The sequence below is a fragment of the Streptomyces sp. NPDC051567 genome, assembly GCF_044454165.1.
GTDB lineage: Bacteria > Actinomycetota > Actinomycetes > Streptomycetales > Streptomycetaceae > Streptomyces.
In genome coordinates this window covers 171,207-193,253 of sequence record NZ_JBITDK010000001.1, presented here as the reverse complement: position 1 = coordinate 193,253, position 22,047 = coordinate 171,207, and the positions used below count along the sequence as shown (strand labels likewise).

The following is a 22,047-nucleotide window of genomic DNA, read 5'->3' as shown; positions in this document are numbered from 1 at the left end:
GCATGTCAGTGCAGGAGTCTCAGGAATCGCCGGAGCCACCACCGGAACCACCTCACACACCGGACCCGCTGGAGGCCGCCACCCAGGCCACCAGAAGTCTCCAGGGCCTCTCCACCGAGCTCACCGCCCGGGTGCCCCAGTTGCTGGAGGCCATGCGATCGGTCGGGACCGGCCTCGAACTGCACTCCACGCTGGACCGTATCTGCGAGACCGCGGCCGAGCTCGCGGACGCCCGCTACGCGGCCATCGGCGTCGTCGACACCGAGGGCCGGGGGCTCTCGGACTTCGTCACGTACGGGATCAGCCCCGAACTGGCCCGGAAGATCGGGCACCGTCCGGACGGGAAGCGGGGGCTGCTCGGCGCCCTGATCTCCCATCCGGACACGGTGCGGCTCACCGACCTGACCAAGGACCCCCGCGCGGCCGGCTTCCCGGCCCACCACCCGCCCATGAAGACCTTCCTCGGCGTCCCCATCCGGGTGCAGGGCGAGATCTTCGGCAATCTGTACCTCGCCGAGAAGAACGGTGGCGGGGAGTTCAACGACTACGACGTCCACATGGTCCGGGTCCTGGCCACCGAGGCGGGCATCGCCATCGGCAACGCCCGGCTCTACGAGGCCGCCACTCAGCGCGAACGCTGGATCGACGGCTCCGTGGCCGTCACGACCGCCCTGCTGTCCGGCGGGGACGCGGACGACGCCCTCTCGGTGGTGGCCGAGCAGGCCCGCCGCCTGGCCGACTCCTCCGCCGGGATCGTGATGCTGCCGTCCGAGGACGGCGGCATGGAGATCGTCGCCGTCTCCGCCGACAACCCGGCCACCTCGCTCGGCGTGATGATCCCGGCCGACAGCCCGGTGGTGGAGAAACTGCTCCGGGGCGAACCGGTCTTCGTGGACGACCTCGCCTCGGACCCCCGGATGGTCAGCCGGCTGACCGACCAGTACGGGCCCTGCATGATGCTGCCGCTGCACAGCGGCGGGCGGGTGCTGGGCGCGCTGGTGACGCCCAGGGCCCGTGGCAGGCGCCCGTTCAGCGAGGCCGAACGGACCCTGGCCACGCAGTTCGCCTCGCAGGCGGCGCTCGCGCTGATGATGGCCGAGGCGCAGCGCGACCGGGAGCGGCTCGCCGTCTTCGAGGACCGCGACCGCATCGCCCGCGACCTGCACGACCTGGTGATCCAGCGGCTGTTCGCCACCGGGATGATGCTGGAGGGCGCCCAGCGCCGCTCCATCGTCCCCGAGGTCCGCGACGGGGTCGGCAAGGCCGTGGACGAACTGGACGTGACGATCCAGGAGATCCGGACCGCGATCTTCGCCCTTCAGCAGGGCCCGGCCGAGGCCCCGTCGGGGCTCCGCACCCGGGTGCTGCGGGAGATCAACATGGCTGCCGTACCCCTGGGCTTCAAACCCGCGCACCGGTTCCTGGGCCCGGTCGACGCGATCGTCGGCGAGCTGGTGGGCAAGAACCTGATCGCCGCGCTCCGCGAAGCCCTGTCGAACGCGTTCCGCCACGCCGGGGCGTCCCGGATCGAGGTGGTCGTGGACTCCACCGTCACCCTCGCCGACGGGCGGCCCGGGGTACGGCTGGAGGTCGCCGACGACGGTGTGGGCATCCAGGAGGGCGGGCGGCGCAGCGGGCTGCGGAACCTGCGCCGTCGCGCCGAGTCGCTGGGCGGCGCGAGCTGCTACGGCCCGGGCATCGGTGAGGACGGCGGCGGGACCACCCTGGTCTGGGAGGCCCCGCTGTAGACCGTGGCCGGAAGACCCGCAGGCCGGTGAATCCCCCGCGCACCGCACCGGGGGCCCTGCCCCGCGCCCTGTCCCGCGCGTCCGGTTCCGCCTGTCCGGTTTCCCGTCCCGGTCCTTGCGGCGCGGCGCGCTACGGCAGCCGTGCGGCGCGCTCGGCGAGGATGCGTTCGATGACGACGGCGACCCCGTCCTCGTTGTTGGCGGTGGTGCGGCCGGACGCCGCCGCGATCACATCCGGGTGCGCGTTGCCCATGGCGTAGGAGGTTCCCGCCCAGCTGAGCATCTCCACGTCGTTCGGCATGTCCCCGAAGGCGACGACCTCGGCCGGAGAGATGCCGCGTTCGGCGCAGCACAGGGCCAGCGTGCTCGCCTTGGAGACACCCGGCCCGCTGATCTCCAGGAGGGAGGTGGGGCTGGACCGGGTGATCGAGGCGTACGCGCCGGCGGCGGAGCGGGCCAGCGTCAGGAACTCGTCCGGGGCCAGTTCGGCGTGGTGTGCGAGCAGCTTGAGCACAGGGGCGGCACTGTCGTCCGTCTCCTCGTCCAGGAGCTTCTCGGCGACGGCGACGTTGGCCCCCGGGTCCTGGAAGAACGGTGGGTACGTCGGCTCGTAGTTGATCCCGGTCGTCAGCTCGACCGCGAAGGAGCTGCCCGGCGCAGCCGTCCGCAGGGCCTTCACGACGGCGAGCGCGGCGGCCCGGGGCAATGCCCTGACCTGGACGAACTTCCGACCGGCATGCAGATCGACCACGGCGGCGCCGTTCGCGCAGATCGCCAGGCCGTGGCCGTGGACATGGTCGCTCACCACATCCATCCAGCGGGCCGGGCGGCCGGTGACGAAGAAGACCTCGATCCCGGCCTCCTCGGCGGCGGCGAGCGCGGCGACCGTGCGGAGCGAGACGGATTGGTCGTCGCGCAGCAGGGTGCCGTCGAGGTCGGTGGCGATGAGCCGGGGAGCGGGCACGGGCCCGTCCGGGCGCTGGGAAGCCGGGGTCACCGCTCCATCTTCGCCCATGGGCCCCGGACGGCCGGACCTCGGCCCGATCATGGCCGGGAGAGCACGCAGGGACGGCTGGTGTTTCACGTGAAACACGAGCTGGACGGACGTGTTTCACGTGAAACACGGGCCCGGAGGTGATGTTTCACGTGAAACACCCGCCCTGGTGCGGCACGGCCCCGGGGCCGTGGGTCCGGTAGACGCGGCCCGTCCGCGGCCCCCGTAGGCTCGAAGCCATGACTCCGCGCCTGAGCACTGTGATCCTTCCGGTACGCCCGTGGCGCGAGGGCGGTCGTGACCAGTGGCTGCGGGCCGAGCAGCTCGGGTTCCACACGGCGTACACCTACGACCACCTGTCGTGGCGCACCTTCCGGGACGGCCCGTGGTTCGGCGCCGTACCCACCCTGACCGCTGCCGCAGCCGCCACCGGGACACTGCGCCTGGGCACCCTCGTCACCTCGCCGAACTTCCGCCACCCGGTGCCCTTCGCCAAGGAACTCATCACCCTGGACGACATTTCCGGCGGGCGGATCACCCTCGGGATCGGCGCGGGCGGCAACGGCTTCGACGCGACCGCCCTGGGCCAGGAGCCCTGGACCCCGCGTGAGCGCGCCGATCACTTCGCCGAGTTCGTACCGCTGCTGGACCGGCTGCTGACCGAGAACGTGGTGAGCCACCACGGCACCCGCTACTCCGCCGAAGAGGTCCGCAACATTCCCGGCTGCGCGCAGCGGCCCCGGCTGCCGTTCGCGGTGGCCGCGACCGGGCCCCGCGGGATGAAGCTCGCGGCCCGCCACGGCCAGGCATGGGTGACCACCGGTGACCCGAAGCTGTTCGAGGACGGCACGCCCGACCAGTCGCTGGAGGCCCTGCGCGGCCAGCTCGGACGGCTCGATCACGCGCTCGCGGAGATCGGGCGGGAGCCCGGAGCGGTGGAGAAGATCCTGCTGACCGGCTTCACCCCCGAGCGCAACACCCTGCTGGAGTCCGTGGACGCGTTCGTCGACTTCGCGGGCCGCCACCTTGAGCTGGGCTTCACCGAACTGGTGATCCACGCGCCGATCCCCGACTCCGACTTCGCCGCCGACCAGAACGTCTTCGAGGCGATCGCCACCGAGGCGCTCGCCCAACTCGGCGGCTGATCCGGCCCGTGTTTCACGTGAAACACGGGCCGAGGTTTCACGTGAAACCTCGCCGACGGGGGCGGTAGCCTCGCGCACTGAGGGGCGCGGGAAGGGGGCGCGGTGGCCATCGCCGAGTTGCAGGTGTACTCCGTAGAGGAGGCCGATGTCACGGGTGGCGTGTGCGTGGTCCGGTGCGTGGGCGGGGTGGCGCGGGCCGGGCAGGTCTACGCGGTGGGCGAGCTGCGGCTGAGCCTGCGCCGGATCGAGCGGTACGGGCGGCCCGTGGCCTTCTTCGACGCCGGGCACGCGGCCCGGGTCCACCTGGCCGGCGCGGTGGTGGCGCTGCTGACCCGGGGCCAGGTGCTGACCTCCGTCCCGCCGGACGGGCACGCGCTGGAGGAGCTGGAGGCGTGGCTGGCCACCGGCCCGCCGCTGCTGGACGAGCCGCTTCCGGTGCCGTTGCGCATCCTGGCTGTGAGCCGGATGCGGTCGGACCGGCTCCCGGACGCGGTGCGGCTGCGCTGGGGCCGGGTCGCGCTGGCCGCCATCCGCCGGACATCCGGGCCGGCGGACGGCTTCACCGCTCCCCGGCTGGGGAGCGAGGACGGGCCGTGCGGCGGGAACCGGCTCGTGGGGGCCGTTCTGTGGAGCGGGGACGCGCTCGCCAGGGCCGCGCTGGAGGGACAGGTACGCGGGTACCTGATCGACACCTTCGGCCCCGACCCGGCCCCGGACCCGGCCGATCCGGTACGGGACCCTGTGGCGCTCTGCCGCGACCTGCTGATCCTGGTCGGGCTGACCCCCGAGGCGGCGGCGCGGGAGGCCCGCGTCTGGCGCGAGCTGCCGCGCGCCCGCATCGTCCACCTGCGCCGCGTCAAGAACCTGATCCCCTGGATGGTCCTCGTCCGCCCCCACCTCCCGCCCGCCGGGCCGCTGGCGCGCACGGTCGACGCCTGGGCGGCCGTCCGTCACCTGCTGCCCTGACGCGGGGTGAGGCGATGGCCCCCGGGCGGGTCGTTCGGCAGGTCCGGGTGGGTCTGTCCGGTTGCCGGGCGCAGGGGGACGAACGGATGCTCCGGGTGAGGGGCGATCACCCTGTGTCCGTCGTGGGGTGGGCGTCCCCGTCGTTCCGGAAACCGCATCCGTACCCGCACCGGAAGGCCCGCCATGACCCTCGCCGCCGCCGCACCGGACCACCGCCACCACCACCTCCGGCGGAGGCTGGCCTCGGGCGCCGCCGTCCTGGCGCTCACCGCCCTCACCACTTCGGCGGGCTTCACCCCGGCTGGAGCCGCCATCCCGACCTCCGGCGTCCGCGAGTTCACCACGACCGCCACCTTCGTCGTCCCGGCGGACGTCACCGGGCTGACCATCGACGCCTGGGGTGCGGGCGGTGGGGGTGAGGGCGGCTCGCTGAGGAGACCAGGTAGCGAAAAAACCGGTGGTGGGGCAGGTGGTGGCGCCGGTGGATACGTCCACGGAGCGATCACCGTCACCCCCGGTGAAACCCTCACCCTCACCATCGGTACCGGAGGCGCGGGGGGTGCCGGGACTGACTCCAAGGACAAACGTGCTGCTTCGGGCGCCGAAGGAACATCCACCACCATCCAGCGCGACACGTCTGTACTACTTACGGCGGGTGGTGGTGGCGGTGGTTTCGGCTTGCCAGGGAAGGGTGGGTCGGGTACCGCCCCCGCCGACACGGAGGTGGGCGGCGGGGGCTATGTCCGCCCCGGAGGCGATGGCTCCTACGGCTCCGTCAGCAACGGAGCCGGGGGTCTTCCCGTGAACCTGGGCACGGTCAACCCCCGGACCCTCGCGACCGGCGGTAGGGGTGGTGGGAACGGATACCCGGGCGAGCCTGCGAACGCCGGGTCCCCCGGAACCGGCGGCTACCTGGTGCTGAACTGGTCCTGATCCGGCGGGGGTGTGTTCCGGTGATCAGCGCCGGGTTGGTTCTGTCATCGGTCGATCGCTCCGCTCGTCCGAAACGTGATGTCGCATTCCGGCCAGCGCCGGTGTCCCGCTCACGAGAGGGTCAGGCGAGGCCCGTGTTCCTGTTCCTGATGGATCGCGGGCCTTGCCGTCCGGCACTCTGCGAAAGGCAAGCGCATGCACGTCGTCCCCGGACTCAAGGTCCTGTACTTCGGAACTCCGGTGGTGCTGATCAGCTCACTCAACGAGGACGGCACGGCGAACCTCGCGCCGATGTCCTCGGTGTGGTGGCTGGGCCAGTCGTGCATGCTCGGTCTCGGCAACAACGCCCAGACCACCGTGAACCTGCTGCGAGAAGGCGAATGCGTGCTCAACCTGCCCTCGTCGGCGATGGTCGACGCCGTGGACCGGATCGCGCTCACCACCGGGAAGCGGGCCGTGCCGGACTACAAGGAGAAGCAGGGCTACCGGCACGAGCCGGACAAGTTCTCGACCGCACGGCTGACCGAGCAGGCATCGGACCTGGTCCGGGCCCCCAGGGTCGCGGAATGTCCGGTCCAGCTGGAATGCAAGGTCGTCTCGGCCCGCCCCTTCGGCGGTACCGAGCCGCACGCCACCGCCTTCGAGGTCGAGGTCCTTCGCGCCCATGTCGAGGAGGACCTGGTCATCCCGGGGACGCACTACGTGGACCCGCTCGGCTGGGACCCGTTGATCATGAAGTTCTGCGAGTTCTTCGGCGGTGGACACAACGTTCACCCGTCGAGACTCGCCGAGGGCTGGAACATGCCGCACCAGCGCCGGTCGACCGTCGCCTGAGGAGGCGTCCGGCGGCCACCCGCCCTACGCGACCCGCAGCAGAGTGCCCGCCCAGCCCGCCTCGCCCCGGCCCTCGCCCCCTCACGCGGCGGCGCTGCCCAGCACCTTGGCCGGGGTGATGCGGACGATCACGCGGACCTGGTCCGCCGGGGCCTCCAGGAAGGGCTTGCCGCCGCCCGGACCGGTGTACGACTCGGCGATGCGGACGGCGGTGGCGCGGCCGGTGTCCTCGGTGACGGTGGCGGTGCCCCGGATCTCCGCGTAGCGGGAGGGGTCGGCGAGGTCGAAGACGGTCAGGCCGACCCGCGCGTCACGGACGGCGTTGCGCGCTTTGCGGCGGCTCCGCTCGGTGGAGACCAGCAGCTCGTCGCCGTCGCGGATCACCCAGACCACCGAACTCTGCGGGCTGCCGTCGGGATCGAGGGTCACGAGGACCGCCGGGTGCGGGGCGTCGAGCAGCTCGCGGACCGTGTCGTTCAGTGCAATCGTCATGCCGGAAAGGGTAGTTGGCCGCCCGTCGCCGTCCGTTGCCCGTACGCCGGGGTTCGAGCGGCACGCGAGGACAGCCGAGGACAGCCGAGGCCCGGCCCACCACCCGGCCCACCACCCGGTCCGGCATCTGGTCCGAAGCCCGGCCCACCGCCCGGTCCGCACGGTCCGCGTCACCGCCAGGGGATGTGCACCCACGGGCTCGCCGGGTCCGTCGTCAGCGTCAGGTGGGTGGCGAGGGAGGTCGCGTACCACTCGCCGAACTCCTCCTCGTCGAAGTGCAGGCACCGCCCGAGCAGGTACCCGGCGGAGAACTCCTCCCAGGAGCGGTACGTCTCCCGCGCCGCGCCGCTCGCGCGCAGGACGGCGCGCTCGGCCTCGTCGATGCTCCCGTACCGGGTGCCGACGCCCCAGCGGGCCATCTGCGAGGCCCGGCCGTGGTCCCAGCCCTCCACGGACCGGACCCAGCCGTCCTCGGGGAGCAGCCCGTCCGCCCGGAACCGCTGCTCGTAGCGGGTGATGCGTCCGATCAGCCGCCGCACGCCGGCGATCTCGCCCTCCACCTCGGCGGCGGGGCGCGGCTGCGCGACCGTGACACCGTCCGGGGTGAGCTGTGGTTCGGCGGAACGCTCGGCGCTGCGGCGCAGCCCGGTCTCGGCGGCGTGCCGCCAGTGCTCGACGTCGACGGGCCCGGCGAAGTCGGAGGCGAGCACCCGGCGCACGCGCAGGGCGAACTCCCAGACCGGGCTGACGATCTCGGCGCCCAGCATGCGGTGGAGCACGTCGAGCCAGCCCTCGCGGCCGGTGATGCCCCACGCCTTGCGGAGCCGCTCGCGCTCGCGGGTGTAGCCGGTGCCGTGGTAGGCGAGGGCGTTCCAGAACTCGCCGTTGGAGACGGCGAGGTGGGCGCCCACGGCGAGCCCGTGGGCGACGGGCCCGTGCAGCGCGCCGCCGGTGTGCAGGGCGTGCACGGCGCCGGGGGTCAGGCCCCAGGCGGGGGCGGCGTCCCAGTGCGCGCGCCAGCGGTCGCGGTCGGCGGGGGTGGTGGTGAGGTACGCCTCCGAGGGGCTGCCCGGGTTCACGGCCAGGTGGGCGGGGTCCCCGGCGTCCCAGGCGTTCGCGAACCAGGCGAGGCTCTGCCGCAGGAAGACGGTGCCGTCCGTGGGCGCGGGCAGCATGCCCCGGGTGTAGACGGCGAGCGAGGCGCCGCCCGGTCCGGGGTGGAACCGGGCCTGCTGCGGCTCGGCGTCCACCTGGGCGCGGGACTGGGGGAGGAAGAGTTCGGCGCGGGCCAGGACGTCGAGGTACGCCGCCCAGTCGCCGCGCGCCTTCGCCCCGTACAGCTCTCGCTCGATCGCGCTCGGCGCCGTCCAGCCATCCATACCGGGACCCTATACGGGGGCCCGCGCGGGGCGTTCCGGGGCGTGGCCCCGCGGCTGCGGAGGCCGTGAGGCCGTACGGGACGGCATGGGCGACAGCCGTTGTACGGAGCCTTGCGCGCCCGGGGTCAGACCGGAGGGCGCAGGGGCAGTTCGGCCCAGATGGTCTTGCCCACGATCCGGTCCGAGGCACCCCACCGGTCCGCGAGTGCGCTGACGATCTGGAGGCCGCGCCCGCACTGCTCGTCGTCGGCGGCCTCCCGCGGTTCGGGCAGCCGCTCGCCTTTCGGATCGGTGACCTCGATCCGGAGCACCGCCCCCGTGAGCCGCAGCTCCACCCGCAGCTGCCGGTCCGGCAGCGAGCCGTGGACCAGGGCATTGGTGGTCAGCTCGCTGGTCAGCAGTGCCGCGTCCGCCGCCAGCTCGGGCCACCCCCAGGCCACGGCCAGCCACGCCGCCCGCCGCCGCGCCTTGGGCACCGAGTCCTGCCGGGGCGGGTAGTTCCGTACGTCGCGTCGCGTGGGCTCGTCGTCCATGTTCACGTCCATGTCCATGATCCGTGCACCTCCTGTGCGGGCGGTGGCATGCCGGTGCCGTGCGGGCAGCCCGGTGCGCTTCCGCCAACTGGCGCTGCTCAGTGAGCAGTTCGTCACCGAAGGTAGAGCTGAGGAGTCAAAGCGACAAGTGGTTCGGGGAAGATGTTCCCCGAACGGATGACTGTCTCGACTTTCGCCGCCGCATGCCGCGAAACTGGCGCCGTGAACCGTGGGATGCGAGAAGACCGGGGCAACCGGGTGTCGACCGTGCTGGGACGCAGGCTGGGCGGAGAGCTGTACAAACTCCGTACGGCGGCGGGCAGAACGCAGCAACAGGCGGCCCTGGAGATCACCGCGACGCCGACGAAGGTCGTGAAGATGGAGAGCGGCTGGGTCCCCATGCGGGACCCGGACCTCCGCGTGCTGTGCGAGTTCTACGGCGTGACGGACCCGCAGGTGGTGAGCGGCCTGCTGAGCCTGGCCCGGCTGGACCGGGAGCGCCGCAAGGCGAAGGGGTGGTGGCAGCAAGTGCCTCGGGTAGGAAGTCTGGGTGAGTACATCGCGATGGAGGAGATCGCGACCCACATCCGTACGTGGCAGCTTGCGCTCGTACCTGGACTGCTCCAGACCGCGGACTATGTAAGGGCACTGGGTGTCACGTCGGACTGGACGCACCCCGACGAGATCGAGGTGCTGGTGGAGACCCGACTCAAGCGGCAATCACGGTTGTGGGACGACAGCCCGTTGGAGTTCCACGTGGTGCTCTGGGAAGCCGCGTTGCGCCAGCAGATTGGCAGTCCCGAAGTGATGCGCTCGCAGCTCAATCACTTGGTGGAGATGGCCAGGCTGCCTAACGTCCATGTACAGGTACTGCCGTTTCGGGCAGGGGCGAACCATGGTGCTGGGGGCGCGTTCAACATCGTGTCGTTCGCGGAACCCGGGGCGCTGGATGTCGGGTACGCCGAAGGCATCGTCGCTACTGTGTGGGCGGAAGGGGCGGAGACCAACGAGGCATACAGCCAGTCGTTCAACCGTGTGTCACGCCTGAGCCTTGCACCGCACGATTCCGTGAACCTGATCGATGCCATCAGCAAAGGTATGTAAGCCCATGAGCGAGTTCGAGTTCGTGAAGTCCAGCTACAGCGACGACAGGATCGATTCCGACTGCGTGGAGGTGGCCACCAACGTGGCGGGCACCGTGGCCGTGCGGGACAGTAAGAGCACCGGGGGCCCTGTGCTTCGTGTGGCGCCGGAGGCTTGGGTGGCTTTCACCGGAGGTGTGCGGGCATGAGCGGATTCGAGTTCGTGAAGTCCAGTTACAGCGCTTCCAGCGGCGAGTGCGTGGAGGTAGCCACGAACGTGGTCGGCACCGTCGCGGTGCGGGACAGTAAGAGGAACAACGGGCCTGTGCTTCGCCTGGCCCCGAACGCTTGGGCAGCATTCACCGGAGGTGTGTGGGTATGGCCGAGTTCGAGTTCGTGAAGTCCAGCTACAGCGGCGACAGGATCGATTCCGACTGCGTGGAGGTGGCCACCAACGTGGTCGGCACCGTCGCCGTCCGGGACAGTAAGGCGACCGGTGGGCCCGTGATCCGGGTCGCCGGCTTCGCGTGGGAGGTCTTCGCGGCGGCGCAGTGAGCCCCGGTCCGGGGCCCGTATCCGGAGGCGGCACGGTCCCCCCTCGTCCCGGGCCTGGTACCGAGCCGCACGAGCCCCCCGTGCCTCCGCGCGACCGGGCGGACCCCCTTGACCCGGTTCGGCGGCAAAGGAGACGCTCCCGGCGCTCGCACAAGAACGACGGTGGCACCTGGGGGACGGTATGCCGGAGGACTATGTCCAGTCGGCGGGGGAGCTGCGGGCGCGGCTCGCGCGGTGCCGGGCGCGGTGGTCGGTCCTTGAGCACCTGGCCGACGAGGACCCGCTGCCGAGGCCCGCGCTCGGCCTGGCCGCCGGGGCCCGTCCGGTCACCGCCGCCGAGGCGGGACTCGTCGATCTGCGGGCGCTCGTCGGCCGGGAGAGCGCCAACCCGCACCTGACCCGGCGCAGGGCCGCGCACGGGCTGCTGCCGCCCGGCGCCCAGCGGCCCGGCCGGCCCGGGGACCCGTACCGGTCGGAGACCCCGTACCGGCGGCCCGGGGACCCGTACCCGCAGGCCGCCCCCGCCACCCGGGTCCGGCCCGCCACCCAGGCCGCCGCCGAAGCTCCCGCCGCCCCGGCCGCCCCCACCCCCGGAGGGCTCGTCGCCGTCGACTGGCGCAGTCGCTGGGGGCGGCCTTGGATCACCAAGGTGAAGGACCAGAACCCCTGCGCGGCCTCCTGGGCCTTCGCCGCCGCCGGGCTGGTCGAGTCCATGGCCCGCATCGAACACGGCGTCTGGGCGAAACGGTCCGAAGGGGACGTGCACGACGGGCTGAAGTCCGCCTGCGGCCAGGGCTCGGACCCCGAGGCCGCGCTCGACTGGATCAGGGACAGCGGCGGGCTCGCCGACCCGGGCTGCTGGCCGTACTCGCCCCCGCCCGCTGGACTGCCCGCCGAGCGCCGCGAGGCGTGGCGCGCCGAGTACACGCCGAGCTGGGACCGCTCGGGCCGGACCGTCCGGATCACCGGCCACGTCCGGCTCGGGGACACCGGGCAGCAGAAGGTGTGGCTGGACGCGGTCGGCCCGCTCATCGCCTGCCTCGACGTGTACGAGGACTTCTTCGGCCTCGGCTCCGGCGTCTACCACCGGACCGGCGGCCGGCCCGTGGGCGGCCACTGCGTGCTGATCACCGGCTACGACGACGCGGCCGGGTGCTGGCTCTTCAAGAACTCGTGGGGCACGGGCCACCACGTCGACGGCCACGGCCGGATCGCCTACGGCGAGGCGGGCGTCGACCACTGGGCCAAGTACGGGGTGAGCGGCACCAGCATCGACCCGTGGAGCAAGCGCCGCCTGCACGCGGGCAACGTCTACGAGAGCGGCAACGGCCGCGCCCACCGCAACTTCGAACTCCTCGCCACGGCCACCGCCGCCGCGATCCCGCCCGCCGCCATGACCATGCCCGCCGCCCCCCTCACCGCCGCCTCCCTCAACGGCCACAGCCACGTCCACGGCGCCGGCCCCGGCCCCGGCGCCACCCTCGCCCCCGCCGCCGCCATTCCCGCGGCGTCCGTGTCCGCGTCCGTGTCCGCCCGTCAGGGCAGCCGGCTCCAGCACTGGTGGCGCGACGGCGACGCGCCCTTCCGGTGGTCCCGCGCCGCCGTCTTCGCGCGCGACGCCTCCGGTCAGCCCTCCCTCACGAGCACCACCTACAACCGGAACATGGAGTCCCTGCACGTCACCCCCGGCGGGCGGCTGCGCCACTGGTACTACGAACAGTCCCGCGGGACCTGGCGCGACGGCGGCGCCTTCGGGCCGGGCGACGCCGCCGTCGGCTCGACCCCTGCCCTGATCCAGAGCGACTACGGCAAGCCCGGCAACCTGGAGGCCGTCGTCCGGACGGCGGACGGCCGCCTCAACCACTGGTGGCGGATCAACGGCGCCCCCTGGACCTGGAACGACGGCGGACGCTTCGCCTCCGGCATCGCCCACTACGGCCCCGCGCTCGTGCAGACCCGGGGCCGCCACCTCGACCTCGTCGCCACCCGCGCGGACGCCCGGATGCAGTTGTGGTGGCGCGACGACGCCTCGAACGGCTTCGTCTGGCGCCCCGGCGAGGTCTTCGGCAGCGGGATCACCTCCGCGCCCTGCCTGATCGAAAGCCAGCACGGCGCCTCGGACGAGGACACCGCCGGGAACTACGAGCTGTGCGTGACCGGGGTCGGCGGCCGCATCGAACACTGGTGGCGGCCGGGCTCGGCCGGCTCGGCCTGGCGCCGGGGCGGGGTCTTCGGACACGACGCACTCACGGTCACCGGGATGCTCCAGGGCAGTTTCGGCTTCAACCTGGAGGTCGTCGCCCTGCGCACCGACCGCCGTCTCCAGCACTACTGGCGCGATGGCGCGGGCTGGCACGAAGGGCCGGTCATCGGCCCGGTGTGAGTGGCCCGGTGTGAGGAGACCGAGGGGGGCGGGGTGGTGGACCGGGAGGCGCGCAGACGTCATCGTGCGTCTGTCCGTGCGCCCGTCGCGCCCGCCTGCCTACCTATTCGTACGCCTGTCCGGGTATCTATCCTGAGCATCATGCCGGCCGCGATCACCACCACGGGCACAGTCAAGGACGCCGGGGACCCGGACACGTACCGGGGCCTGGTCAAGGACCCGCCGGGCGGGCGGAGGGCCGTGCTGGTCTGGTGCGTCGGGGTCGCCGTCTACTTCGTGGCGGTGGTCTTCCGCACCAGCCTGGGCGTGGCCGGACTCGACGCCGCCGACCGCTTCCACGTCAACGCCTCGGCACTGTCGACCTTCTCCCTTCTGCAACTGCTGGTGTACGCGGGGATGCAGATACCCGTGGGGTTGCTGGTGGACCGGTTCGGCACCAAGAAGGTGCTGACCCTGGGGGCGGTGCTCTTCACCGCCGGCCAGCTCTGTTTCGCCCTCTCCCCCTCCTACGGAATGGCCCTGGCGGCCCGCGCGCTGCTGGGCTGCGGCGACGCGATGACCTTCATCTCCGTACTGCGCCTGGGCACCCGCTGGTTCCCGGCCCGGCGCGCGCCGCTGATGGCGCAACTGGCCGCGCTGGTCGGCATGGCGGGCAACCTCGTCTCGACCCTGGTCCTCGCGCCCGTCCTGCACGAGGTCGGCTGGGTCCCGGCCTTCGCGGGCAGTGCGGTGGCGGGGCTGGTGGTGCTGGTGCCGCTGGTGTTGTTCCTGCGGGACCATCCCGAGGGGCACGAGCCCGCGCCCGTCGCGCGCGGCCGGGGATTCGTCCGCCGTCAGACAGCCGACTCCTGGCGGGAGCCCGGCACCCGGCTCGGCCTCTGGGTGCACTTCACGACGCAGTTCCCGGCGCTGGTCTTCCTGCTGCTGTGGGGGATGCCGTTCCTGGTCGAGGCGCAGGGGCTGTCACGGACCACCGCGGGCACCCTGCTGACCTTGGTGGTCGTCTCGAACATGGCCCTCGGACTGGTCTACGGCCAGCTCGTCGGCCGCCGCCGGTCGGCGCGGATTCCGCTGGCGCTGGGCACGATCGGGATCACCGCCACGCTGTGGGCGGCGATCCTGGCCTACCCGGGGGACCGGGCGCCGATGTGGCTGCTCGTCACCCTCTGCCTGGTCCTGGGAACCTGCGGCCCGGCGTCGATGATCGGCTTCGACTTCGCCCGCCCGGCCAATCCGCCCGAGCGCCAGGGCACCGCCTCGGGCTGCACCAACATGGGCGGTTTCCTCGCGACGATGGTGACCCTGCTGGCGGTGGGCGTCCTGCTGGACGCGACGGACGGCAACTACCGGATCGCCTTCTCGGCGGTCTTCGTGGTGGAGGCCCTGGGCATCACCCAGATCCTGCGCCTGCGCCCCCACGCCCTGTCCCGCGAGCGGGAGCGTGACCGCGAACGGGAACGGGACCGCGAACGGGAACGGGAACGGGAACGGGACCGCGAACGGGAGCAGGAGCGGCACGCCCAGGGCGTGGTCCCGCCCACGGGCCCGCCCGCGCCCGATGCCCGGCCGGTCGCTACGGGGTGACGGCGAAGTGCGCCAGGATGGCCTCCGCCAGCGCCGCGTCGCCCTCGGCCTTCACCCGGTCGGCGACGGCGTGCGGGCGGACCCGCCCCGCCGCGAGGCGTACGTACGTCGGCCAGTCCATGGCCAGCGTCACCACCGGGCCCAGCGACGGGGACTTCTCCAGGGTCGCCCGGCCCGAGGCGTCGACCCGTACCGTCCGCATGAACTCGACCTCGCCGTGCACGTCGAGCACCACCGCCGAGCCCGCGGGCGCGCCGGCCGACTTCGCGACGACCTTCGGCAGCCCGGCCAGCAGCAGGTCCCGGACCACGTACGCGCCCGGGGAGTCCCAGTTGCCCGGCACGCCCAGCGCCGCCCGCAGATCCTGCTCGTGAATCCACACGTCGAACGCGCGCAGCCGCAGCGCGTCCTCCAGCGTCACCTGGTCGCCCAGCGGGCCGCGCACCATCGTGGCCGGATTCCGCTTCTCGTTCCGCAACTGCCGGGAACGGCGGATGACGGTGTACTCCAGCTCCGAGGTCATCTCGGCGGCGGTGTGGTGGCGCCGGACGTCAACCTGGACTTCCATGTACCGGGTGAACTCGTCCACCACGTGCCGCAGGTCCCTCGGCAGGGTGTGGATCGGCCGGGGATCGCCGAGCTGCTCGGTCTCTATCCCGATGATGTGTGACACGACGTCACGGACCGACCAGGCCGGGCACGGGGTCGCCCGGTTCCACTCACGCTCCGTCAGATCCGCGACCAGCTCGGACACCGCCTCGATGGAGTGCGTCCACGCGTCGGCATGAGGCTGGAGACTGGGATGTGGATGGACGGTCAACGGGACCCCTCGCGTGCTGTTCGATGGCGCGTTCTGGAAGGTGTGGGACTGGACTCCAAAACTACGCTGCCGGTGAACACCCCGGCAGTGCTTTCGTGTGACGATCGTAGGTCCGAGTTGACGGCTTGAACGCCAGAACGGTGGTAGTGTGCGCGCCTCTCTGATCCAATTCGCGGTGAACGAAGGGGAGTCGGTCGACTCCCGGCGCTCCCGGGCGGCCGGTCTCGTACGGGAACAGGCCGGGTCGGATCTCGTCGTCCTGCCCGAGCTGTGGACCGTGGGGGCCTTCTCCTACGAGCAGTTCGAGACCGAGGCCGAGCCGCTGGACGGCCCGACCTACGCGGCCATGTCCCGGGCGGCGCGTGAGGCCGGGGTCTGGCTCCACGCGGGCTCGTTCGTGGAGCGCGCCGGGGACGGCTCGCTCTACAACACCGCCCTCGTCCTCTCCCCGGCGGGCGAACTCGCCGCCACCTACCGCAAGATCCACCGCTTCGGCTTCGACCAGGGCGAGGCGGTGCTGATGTCGGCCGGCGACTCCCTGACCACGGTGACCCTGCCGGAACAGACCCTCGGCCTCGCCACCTGCTACGACCTGCGCTTCCCGGAGCTGTTCCGGGGCCTGGTCGACGCCGGGGCGACCACGCTGGTCGTCTCGGCGGGCTGGCCGGCCCGCCGCCGCGCCCACTGGAACCTGCTGAACCGGGCGCGGGCCGTGGAGGACCAGGCGTACGTCCTCGCGTGCGGCCTGGCCGGTACCCACGCGGGCGTCGAGCAGGCCGGGCACAGCCTGGTGATCGACCCGTGGGGCGAGGTCCTGGCGGAGGCGGGTCCGGGGGAGACCGTTCTCACCGTGGACCTGGACCCGGCCAAGGTCGCCGAGACCCGGGAGCAGTTCCCGGCCCTCAAGGACCGCCGCCTGGGCACGGGCGGGGTGCCCGCCGGAGCCTGAGCGGGAAGCGGGAAGCGGGAAGCGGGAAGCGGGACGGGAGCGGCCCTGACACGGGCCGCTCCCGTCCCTCCGTTTCTGATTCCGCTACTGCTCCGCTACCGCTCCGGCTGTTACTCCCGTCTCCCGTACTCCCGCTACCGCTCCCGCCCGCAGTGCACCGGGAACGTCACCGGGCCGCGCAGCGCGATCCCCTCGATCCACCGCACCCGGTCCGTGGCCGGCCGCAGTTCCGGCATCCGGGTGATCAGCCGCTCCAGGCAGATCCCGGCCTCCATCCGGGCCAGCGCGGCGCCCAGGCACATGTGCAGGCCGTACCCGAAGGTCAGGTGCCGCCGGGCCCCGGCCGTCCGGCGGCGGATGTCGAAGCGCTCGGGGTTCTCGTACGCCCGTTCGTCGCGGTTGGCCGAGCCGGTGAGTCCGAAGACCAGGCTGCCCGCCGGGATGGGCTGGCCCCCGATCTCCAGGTCCTCGGTGGCGATCCGGCCCATCCACCCTGAGAGGGTGTTCCAGCGCAGCGACTCCTCCACGGCCGCCCCGGCCAGCCCGGCCGGGTCCTCCCGCAGCGCCGCCAGCTGTTCGGGGTGTTCGAGGAGGGCGAGCACCGCGTTGGTGATGGCGTACGAGGTGGTCTCGTGGCCGCCGACCATGATCAGCGCGCAGCACGCGGTGAGTTCCTCGTCGGTCAGCGACTGCCCGTCCACCTCGGCGGCGACCAGGTGCGCCAGCAGGTCGGGGTAGGCGCCCGGCCGGGCCCGCCGGTCGGCGATCAGCTCCCCGCACAGCGACTCCACGGCGCGGACGGCGGCGATCGCGCGCCCGTACCGCGCGGCCGGGTCGCCGCTCATCATCGGCACGGCCATCAGATCCGTCGACCACCGCTTGAAGTCGTCCAGATCGCGGTCGCGGATGCCGAGGACGTGCCCGATGACCCGCAGCGGCAGCGGTATCGCCAGGTCCTTGAGCAGGTCGAACTCTCCCTTGCGGGCGGCGGCGTCGAGCAGTTCGTCGGTGGTGCGCTCGATGAAGCCGCGCAGCCCCGCGATGGTCCGGGCCGAGAAGGTCCGCGTCATCAGCCCGCGCAGCCGGGTGTGCCCGGGGGCGTCCGTGAAGGGCATCCAGTCCCCGAGGAACCGGCCGAGCAGCAGGGCGTCCTCGCGCAGCTCCGCCGGGGCCTGCGCGAGCAGCGGCCCGACCCGGTCGGCGGAGGTGCGGCGGTCGCGCAGCAGCAGGTCGACGTCCTCGTACCGGCTGAGCAGCCAGGCGTTGAGCGGTTCGTGGAAGTGGACGGGGGCCCTCTCCCGCAGCCGCGCGTAGGCGGGGTAGGGGTCCTGGAAGAATTCCGGTGTGAGCAGTTCGAAGCGCTGGTCGTCGTCGCGCCGGTCGTCGTCGCTGTCCCGCATGCTGACGCCTCCTCAAGCCCGTGCCGGGTGGTCGCCGTGACCACCACGTGATCCCTTGATTCCTTGACCCTTTGACCCTTTGATGCCTGTGCCGCGAGGCCCGCCCGGAACGCGTTCCCACCCCCACGCGCGGTCCGCAGCCACCCCGCCGTCCGTTCCCCGCCGTCCGTTCCCCCTTACGGCTCCGCGCTCACGCCCCCGCGCGGACCACCCTGTTCTCCTCCTCCCGTTCGTCCCGCTCCCCGTCCCGTTCCTTCTCGGTCATCCGGATCACGCACACGGCCACCGCGATCAGCAGCGCCGCGTCCGCGTCCTCCCGGACCACGTCCACGGCGTAGGTCTCGCGGAGCCGGTACCACTGCCGCGAGACCAGGGCGAGCAGTTCCCCGTCGTACTCGACCTTGAACTCCCGCTCCAGGGGCCGCCCGCTGACGTCGAGCGCCGTGCCCTCGACCAGGGTCACGCGGTAGTGGTTGCGCAGCAGCGAGAGCCGTTTCCTGCGGATCACCGCCAGTTGGCGGTCGTCGCGCTCCAGCGTCATCGTGTCGCGGAAGCTGAACATCTTCTCGCGCAGGGTGATCAGGATGCGCCCGTCCGGGTCCTTGAGCTCCAGGGTGTCCCGGAGCCGCAGGGCCTTGCCGTCGACGAGGAAGGCGTACCGGCCGTTCTCGTCCTCGATCCAGTAGTCGTCCCCGATGGCGAGCATTTTGTCCCGGACAAGGTATTTCATGAGGTCATCGCTGCCCGCGCCGAACGGCGACCATGCCTGGTCGCAGGGGGACCAGCCGACCATGTGTACCCCTCGCGTACCCCTTCCGTGGGCGCGCCCCGCGCTCCGGCCTCCCCGGCGGTCCTCCCACCGGTTCCCGACCGGTCTCCCCCACCGGTTCCCGACCGGTTCTCCCGCCGCTTCCCGACCGGATGTCAGACCCGGGTGCCAGGCTCGTCACATGGACACGCAGACGTTCTGGAAACTGATCGAGACCGCCCGTACGGACACCCCGCCGGACGAGGTGGCGGTGCGCGCCGCCACCTTGCTCGCCGCGTTCCCGCCCGCGGAGATAGCCGAGGCCCAGCAGGTGCTGTGGGACCTGCTCGCGGAGTCCTACCGCAGCCCGCTGTGGGCCGCCGCCTACCTGATCAACGGCGGCTGCTCGGACGACGGCTTCGACTACTTCCGCGGCTGGCTCCTCGTCCAGGGCGAAGAGGTCTTCACCCGGGCCCTGACCGACCCGGACTCCCTCGCGGACCACCCCGGGGTCCGTGCGGCGGCGGCCGAGGGCCTCGACCTGTGGGACGAGGGGACCCTCTCCATCGCCTGGAGCGCCTATAAAACCGCCACCGGCCGCGAACTCCCCGACGGCTCCTTCACCATCAGGTATCCGGCCCTGGACCCGTCCTGGGGCTTCGACTTCGACGACACCGAGGAGATGACCTCCCGCCTCCCCCGCCTGAGCGCCCTCCTCACGGGCCCCGACCACACCTGATCGGGGCACCGGGGCGCCGGGGTCGGGTGCCGGTCCACGAGCCGCGCCTACAGTCCCCCGGTGTCGAGCTGCACCCCGAACGGCTCGGGCAGCCGCACGGGAACCCCGAAGGGGTGGGGACCGTCGACCTCGGTGTACCCGAGCCGTCCCGGACCGGCGAACAGGGTGACGGTCCGTTCCATCCGGTCGACCAGGAGGTAGAGGGGCGCGCCGTACTCGGCGTACCGCTTGCGCTTGACGACGCGGTCGGTCTCCGCGTCGGACTCGGAGGTGATCTCGACGACGAGCAGCGCCTGATCCGGAAGGAGGGCTCCGCCGCCCTTCGCCAGCTCCTTCGGGACGACGGCGAGGTCGGGGACGTACCAGTTCGACGATCCCGGCAGGTCGAGGTTGCCGGAGCCGGTGACGCAGCCCAGCGCCTTGACCCGCGGCCTGATCTGGTCACGGATCTCTTCGGCCGCGTTCTCGTGGTCCCAGCCCGGTGTCACGTCACGGACGCGGCCCTCGACGATCTCGGTACGGTCCCCGCCGTGGTGCTGAACGGCGTACTTCAGCGCGTGCTCGGGATCGATGCCCTGGCCGTAGTCGCGCGCGGTGGTCATGTCGGACGCCTCCTTCGCTGCCTGCGGCCAGGCTCCCACGCAGGTCCGGGCCCGTCGTCACCCTTGTGGGTTCACCTGGGGCGGGTGCCGTTGCGGCCCGCGGTGGGGGTGCGGTGCGTACGGTCGGGGCAGGGGGTTCGTGGGTGGATGGCACCCTTGACGCATGAACGATGCCGCCCCGGCGCCCACCGCCGCGCCCGTGTCCCGACGTGCCCGTGTCCGTGCTCCCGAGCTGATCGGCAGGGGAGGGTGGCTGAACACCGGCGGGAAGGAACTCACCCTCGCCGACCTGCGGGGACGGATCACGATCCTCGACTTCTGGACCTTCTGCTGCGTGAACTGCCTGCACGTCCTCGACGAGCTGCGCGAGCTGGAGGAGAAGCACCGCGACACCGTCGTGATCGTCGGTGTCCACTCGCCGAAGTTCGTGCACGAGGCCGACCACGAGGCCGTCGTGGACGCCGTCGAGCGGTACGGGGTGCACCACCCCGTGCTGGACGATCCCGACCTCGTGACCTGGAAGCAGTACGCCGTACGGGCCTGGCCCACGCTCGTCGTGATCGACCCCGAGGGGTATATCGTCGCGCAGCACGCCGGGGAGGGGCACGCGCACGCCATCGAGCGGCTCGTGGCGGAGCTGGAGGCCGAGCACGAGGCCAAGGGGACCCTGCGGCGCGGGGACGGGCCGTACGTGGCGCCCGAACCGGTCGCGGGCGACCTGCGCTTCCCCGGGAAGGCGCTGCGGCTGCCGTCCGGGAACCTCCTGGTCTCGGACTCGACGCGGCACCAGCTGGTGGAGCTGGCGGCGGACGGGGAGAGCGTCGTGCGCCGGATCGGCAGCGGCGAACGCGGGTTCACCGCGGACCGTTTCAGCGAGCCCCAGGGCCTGGCCCTGCTGCCGGAGGACCCTTCGGCAACCGGGGGCTCCACGGGCGGGCGGGTCGTGGTCGCGGACACCGTCAACCACGCGCTGCGCGTCCTCGACCTGGAGACCGGGGCCGTGGAGACCGTCGCCGGCACCGGACGCCAGTGGTGGCAGGGGTCGCCCACCTCCGGGCCCGCCCTGGAGGTCGACCTGTCCTCGCCGTGGGACGTGGCCTGGTGGCGGGGCCGGGTGTGGATCGCCATGGCCGGCGTCCACCAGCTGTGGACCTGGGACCCGGGGACGGGCACCGTGGAGGTCGCCGCGGGCACCACCAACGAGGGGCTGCTGGACGGGCCCGCGGCCGAGGCGTGGTTCGCCCAGCCGTCCGGGCTCGAAGCGGCCGGGGACCGGCTGTGGATCGCCGACTCCGAGACCAGCGCCCTGCGGTACGTGGAGGCCGTCCCCGGGGGCGGCTACGCGATCCGCACCGCCGTCGGGACCGGCCTGTTCGACTTCGGCCACCGCGACGGCCCCGCCGGGCAGGCGCTGCTCCAGCACCCGCTCGGGGTCACCGCGCTGCCGGACGGCTCGGTGGCGGTGTGCGACACGTACAACCACGCGCTGCGCCGCTACGACCCGGCCACCGGGGAGGTCTCGACGCTGGCCACGGACCTGCGCGAGCCCAGTGACGCGGTGGTGGACGGCGGGGAGATCGTGGTCGTCGAGTCGGCCCGGCACCGGCTGACCCGGCTGCGGCTGCCGGAGGAGGCGGTCCGCGTCGAGTCCGTGGCGCACCGTACGCGGCGGGCCGCGACCGACGTGGCGCCCGGCGGTCTCCGGCTCGACGTGGTCTTCCAGGCGCCCACGGGCCAGAAGCTGGACACCCGGTACGGGCCCTCGACCCGGCTGCTGGTCTCCTCGACGCCGCCGGGCCTGCTGGCGGCCGGGGACGGCGCCGGGACGGACCTCTTCCGCGAGCTGGAGCTGGCCCCCGGGGTGACCGAGGGGGTCCTGCACGTCTCGGCGATGGCGGCGTCTTGCGACGACGACCCGGCCAACGAGTACCCGGCCTGCCACGTCCACCAGCAGGACTGGGGCGTACCCGTACGCGTCACCGCCGGGGGCGTGACCCGGCTGCCGCTGGTCCTCGCCGGACTCGACGCGGGACTCGACACCGGACTCGGCGCGGGCGACACCGGACTCGACGCCGGGTAGGGCGTCTCCTCCCGGTCCGGCCCCGCCGGGCCCCGCCCCGCGAAGGGGCGGGGGCCCGGTAGGCGGGCCGGGCGACCGGGC

Annotated in this window: 22 protein-coding genes; 14 read left to right on the top strand and 8 right to left on the bottom strand. The window is 72.6% G+C overall.

What is annotated here, in order from left to right; translation table 11 throughout:
* The first annotated feature begins 2 nt into the window (after positions 1-2).
* Positions 3-1,748, top strand: coding sequence for a GAF domain-containing sensor histidine kinase (locus ACIA5F_RS00855; RefSeq protein WP_399347682.1), 1,746 nt, complete (start codon positions 3-5; stop codon positions 1,746-1,748).
* Between the two features lie 130 nt (positions 1,749-1,878).
* On the opposite strand, the gene ACIA5F_RS00850 is transcribed toward ACIA5F_RS00855, so the two are convergent.
* Positions 1,879-2,763 carry a Cof-type HAD-IIB family hydrolase gene (locus tag ACIA5F_RS00850; RefSeq protein ID WP_399347679.1) on the bottom strand — a complete coding sequence of 295 codons (885 nt, stop codon included), beginning with the start codon at positions 2,761-2,763 and terminating at the stop codon, positions 1,879-1,881.
* A gap of 218 nt (positions 2,764-2,981) precedes the next feature.
* Here ACIA5F_RS00850 and ACIA5F_RS00845 point away from each other — a divergent pair, with 218 nt between their 5' ends.
* From ACIA5F_RS00845 to ACIA5F_RS00830, 4 genes are all read left to right on the top strand, one after another.
* A complete protein-coding gene (locus ACIA5F_RS00845; protein ID WP_399347677.1) occupies positions 2,982-3,887 on the top strand; it encodes an LLM class flavin-dependent oxidoreductase in 906 nt (301 codons plus the stop codon).
* A 102-nt stretch (positions 3,888-3,989) separates the two neighbouring features.
* Positions 3,990-4,853 carry a hypothetical protein gene (locus ACIA5F_RS00840; RefSeq protein WP_399347674.1) on the top strand — a complete coding sequence of 288 codons (864 nt, stop codon included), beginning with the start codon at positions 3,990-3,992 and terminating at the stop codon, positions 4,851-4,853.
* 183 nt (positions 4,854-5,036) lie between these two features.
* Positions 5,037-5,786, top strand: a complete 750-nt coding sequence (locus ACIA5F_RS00835) for a glycine-rich domain-containing protein (protein WP_399347673.1) — start codon at positions 5,037-5,039, stop codon at positions 5,784-5,786.
* 195 nt (positions 5,787-5,981) lie between these two features.
* Positions 5,982-6,620, top strand: a complete 639-nt coding sequence (locus ACIA5F_RS00830; RefSeq protein WP_399347670.1) for a flavin reductase family protein — start codon at positions 5,982-5,984, stop codon at positions 6,618-6,620.
* Between the two features lie 81 nt (positions 6,621-6,701).
* On the opposite strand, the gene ACIA5F_RS00825 is transcribed toward ACIA5F_RS00830, so the two are convergent.
* From ACIA5F_RS00825 to ACIA5F_RS00815, 3 genes are all read right to left on the bottom strand, one after another.
* Positions 6,702-7,112, bottom strand: a complete 411-nt coding sequence (locus ACIA5F_RS00825; protein WP_399347668.1) for a PPOX class F420-dependent oxidoreductase — start codon at positions 7,110-7,112, stop codon at positions 6,702-6,704.
* A 170-nt stretch (positions 7,113-7,282) separates the two neighbouring features.
* The gene (locus ACIA5F_RS00820; RefSeq protein WP_399347666.1) at positions 7,283-8,491 is read right to left on the bottom strand and encodes a DUF1266 domain-containing protein; all 1,209 of its coding nucleotides are present in this window, start codon (positions 8,489-8,491) and stop codon (positions 7,283-7,285) included.
* A 125-nt stretch (positions 8,492-8,616) separates the two neighbouring features.
* A complete protein-coding gene (locus tag ACIA5F_RS00815) occupies positions 8,617-9,042 on the bottom strand; it encodes an ATP-binding protein (RefSeq protein WP_399347664.1) in 426 nt (141 codons plus the stop codon).
* 159 nt (positions 9,043-9,201) lie between these two features.
* Here ACIA5F_RS00815 and ACIA5F_RS00810 point away from each other — a divergent pair, with 159 nt between their 5' ends.
* The 6 genes from ACIA5F_RS00810 to ACIA5F_RS00785 all read left to right on the top strand — a co-directional run bounded on the left by ACIA5F_RS00810 (position 9,202) and on the right by ACIA5F_RS00785 (position 14,628).
* Positions 9,202-10,128, top strand: coding sequence for a helix-turn-helix domain-containing protein (locus ACIA5F_RS00810; protein WP_399347662.1), 927 nt, complete (start codon positions 9,202-9,204; stop codon positions 10,126-10,128).
* 4 nt (positions 10,129-10,132) lie between these two features.
* Positions 10,133-10,315: a DUF397 domain-containing protein gene (locus tag ACIA5F_RS00805; RefSeq protein WP_399347660.1), complete on the top strand. Its 183-nt coding sequence runs from the start codon at positions 10,133-10,135 to the stop codon at positions 10,313-10,315.
* Positions 10,312-10,506, top strand: coding sequence for a DUF397 domain-containing protein (locus ACIA5F_RS00800; RefSeq protein WP_399347658.1), 195 nt, complete (start codon positions 10,312-10,314; stop codon positions 10,504-10,506). The genes ACIA5F_RS00805 and ACIA5F_RS00800 overlap by 4 nt, the downstream gene beginning before the upstream one ends.
* A complete protein-coding gene (locus tag ACIA5F_RS00795; RefSeq protein ID WP_399347656.1) occupies positions 10,485-10,661 on the top strand; it encodes a DUF397 domain-containing protein in 177 nt (58 codons plus the stop codon). Before ACIA5F_RS00800 ends, ACIA5F_RS00795 begins: the two co-directional genes overlap by 22 nt.
* Before the next feature lie 181 nt (positions 10,662-10,842).
* Positions 10,843-13,044 (top strand): C1 family peptidase, encoded by a 2,202-nt coding sequence (locus ACIA5F_RS00790; protein ID WP_399347654.1) that lies wholly within the window; start codon positions 10,843-10,845, stop codon positions 13,042-13,044.
* 207 nt (positions 13,045-13,251) lie between these two features.
* Positions 13,252-14,628: a nitrate/nitrite transporter gene (locus tag ACIA5F_RS00785; RefSeq protein WP_399348148.1), complete on the top strand. Its 1,377-nt coding sequence runs from the start codon at positions 13,252-13,254 to the stop codon at positions 14,626-14,628.
* Here ACIA5F_RS00785 and ACIA5F_RS00780 read toward each other — a convergent pair.
* Positions 14,618-15,448, bottom strand: coding sequence for a maleylpyruvate isomerase family mycothiol-dependent enzyme (locus ACIA5F_RS00780; protein ID WP_399347652.1), 831 nt, complete (start codon positions 15,446-15,448; stop codon positions 14,618-14,620). The genes ACIA5F_RS00785 and ACIA5F_RS00780 overlap by 11 nt on opposite strands.
* Before the next feature lie 148 nt (positions 15,449-15,596).
* On the opposite strand from ACIA5F_RS00780, the gene ACIA5F_RS00775 reads away from it, so the two are divergent.
* Positions 15,597-16,397, top strand: coding sequence for a carbon-nitrogen family hydrolase (locus tag ACIA5F_RS00775; protein ID WP_399347650.1), 801 nt, complete (start codon positions 15,597-15,599; stop codon positions 16,395-16,397).
* A gap of 134 nt (positions 16,398-16,531) precedes the next feature.
* On the opposite strand, the gene ACIA5F_RS00770 is transcribed toward ACIA5F_RS00775, so the two are convergent.
* The gene (locus ACIA5F_RS00770) at positions 16,532-17,797 is read right to left on the bottom strand and encodes a cytochrome P450 (protein ID WP_399347648.1); all 1,266 of its coding nucleotides are present in this window, start codon (positions 17,795-17,797) and stop codon (positions 16,532-16,534) included.
* A 190-nt stretch (positions 17,798-17,987) separates the two neighbouring features.
* Positions 17,988-18,527 (bottom strand): LURP-one-related/scramblase family protein, encoded by a 540-nt coding sequence (locus ACIA5F_RS00765; RefSeq protein WP_399347646.1) that lies wholly within the window; start codon positions 18,525-18,527, stop codon positions 17,988-17,990.
* Between the two features lie 220 nt (positions 18,528-18,747).
* On the opposite strand from ACIA5F_RS00765, the gene ACIA5F_RS00760 reads away from it, so the two are divergent.
* Entirely contained in the window at positions 18,748-19,284 is a 537-nt protein-coding gene (locus tag ACIA5F_RS00760) for a DUF4240 domain-containing protein (protein ID WP_399347644.1), read from the top strand.
* Between the two features lie 47 nt (positions 19,285-19,331).
* Here the strand turns inward: ACIA5F_RS00760 and ACIA5F_RS00755 are convergent, their stop codons facing one another.
* Positions 19,332-19,886 (bottom strand): Uma2 family endonuclease, encoded by a 555-nt coding sequence (locus tag ACIA5F_RS00755; protein WP_399347642.1) that lies wholly within the window; start codon positions 19,884-19,886, stop codon positions 19,332-19,334.
* 163 nt (positions 19,887-20,049) lie between these two features.
* Here ACIA5F_RS00755 and ACIA5F_RS00750 point away from each other — a divergent pair, with 163 nt between their 5' ends.
* Positions 20,050-21,966: an NHL domain-containing thioredoxin family protein gene (locus tag ACIA5F_RS00750; RefSeq protein ID WP_399347640.1), complete on the top strand. Its 1,917-nt coding sequence runs from the start codon at positions 20,050-20,052 to the stop codon at positions 21,964-21,966.
* Positions 21,967-22,047: the final 81 nt, after the last annotated feature.

Excerpts from the sequence above, each read along its gene's own strand:
- ACIA5F_RS00850 (WP_399347679.1), bottom strand. The coding sequence starts at position 2,763 with ATGGGCGAAGATGGAGCGGTGACCCCGGCTTCCCAGCGCCCGGACGGG.
- ACIA5F_RS00845 (WP_399347677.1), top strand. The coding sequence starts at position 2,982 with ATGACTCCGCGCCTGAGCACTGTGATCCTTCCGGTACGCCCGTGGCGC.
- ACIA5F_RS00830 (WP_399347670.1), top strand. The coding sequence starts at position 5,982 with ATGCACGTCGTCCCCGGACTCAAGGTCCTGTACTTCGGAACTCCGGTG.
- ACIA5F_RS00855 (WP_399347682.1), top strand. The coding sequence starts at position 3 with ATGTCAGTGCAGGAGTCTCAGGAATCGCCGGAGCCACCACCGGAACCA.
- ACIA5F_RS00795 (WP_399347656.1), top strand. The coding sequence starts at position 10,485 with ATGGCCGAGTTCGAGTTCGTGAAGTCCAGCTACAGCGGCGACAGGATC.
- ACIA5F_RS00790 (WP_399347654.1), top strand. The coding sequence starts at position 10,843 with ATGCCGGAGGACTATGTCCAGTCGGCGGGGGAGCTGCGGGCGCGGCTC.
- ACIA5F_RS00815 (WP_399347664.1), bottom strand. The coding sequence starts at position 9,042 with ATGGACATGGACGTGAACATGGACGACGAGCCCACGCGACGCGACGTA.
- ACIA5F_RS00750 (WP_399347640.1), top strand. The coding sequence starts at position 20,050 with ATGAACGATGCCGCCCCGGCGCCCACCGCCGCGCCCGTGTCCCGACGT.
- ACIA5F_RS00835 (WP_399347673.1), top strand. The coding sequence starts at position 5,037 with ATGACCCTCGCCGCCGCCGCACCGGACCACCGCCACCACCACCTCCGG.
- ACIA5F_RS00760 (WP_399347644.1), top strand. The coding sequence starts at position 18,748 with ATGGACACGCAGACGTTCTGGAAACTGATCGAGACCGCCCGTACGGAC.
- ACIA5F_RS00770 (WP_399347648.1), bottom strand. The coding sequence starts at position 17,797 with ATGCGGGACAGCGACGACGACCGGCGCGACGACGACCAGCGCTTCGAA.
- ACIA5F_RS00825 (WP_399347668.1), bottom strand. The coding sequence starts at position 7,112 with ATGACGATTGCACTGAACGACACGGTCCGCGAGCTGCTCGACGCCCCG.
- ACIA5F_RS00810 (WP_399347662.1), top strand. The coding sequence starts at position 9,202 with ATGACTGTCTCGACTTTCGCCGCCGCATGCCGCGAAACTGGCGCCGTG.
- ACIA5F_RS00805 (WP_399347660.1), top strand. The coding sequence starts at position 10,133 with ATGAGCGAGTTCGAGTTCGTGAAGTCCAGCTACAGCGACGACAGGATC.
- ACIA5F_RS00765 (WP_399347646.1), bottom strand. The coding sequence starts at position 18,527 with ATGAAATACCTTGTCCGGGACAAAATGCTCGCCATCGGGGACGACTAC.
- ACIA5F_RS00820 (WP_399347666.1), bottom strand. The coding sequence starts at position 8,491 with ATGGATGGCTGGACGGCGCCGAGCGCGATCGAGCGAGAGCTGTACGGG.
- ACIA5F_RS00800 (WP_399347658.1), top strand. The coding sequence starts at position 10,312 with ATGAGCGGATTCGAGTTCGTGAAGTCCAGTTACAGCGCTTCCAGCGGC.
- ACIA5F_RS00755 (WP_399347642.1), bottom strand. The coding sequence starts at position 19,886 with ATGACCACCGCGCGCGACTACGGCCAGGGCATCGATCCCGAGCACGCG.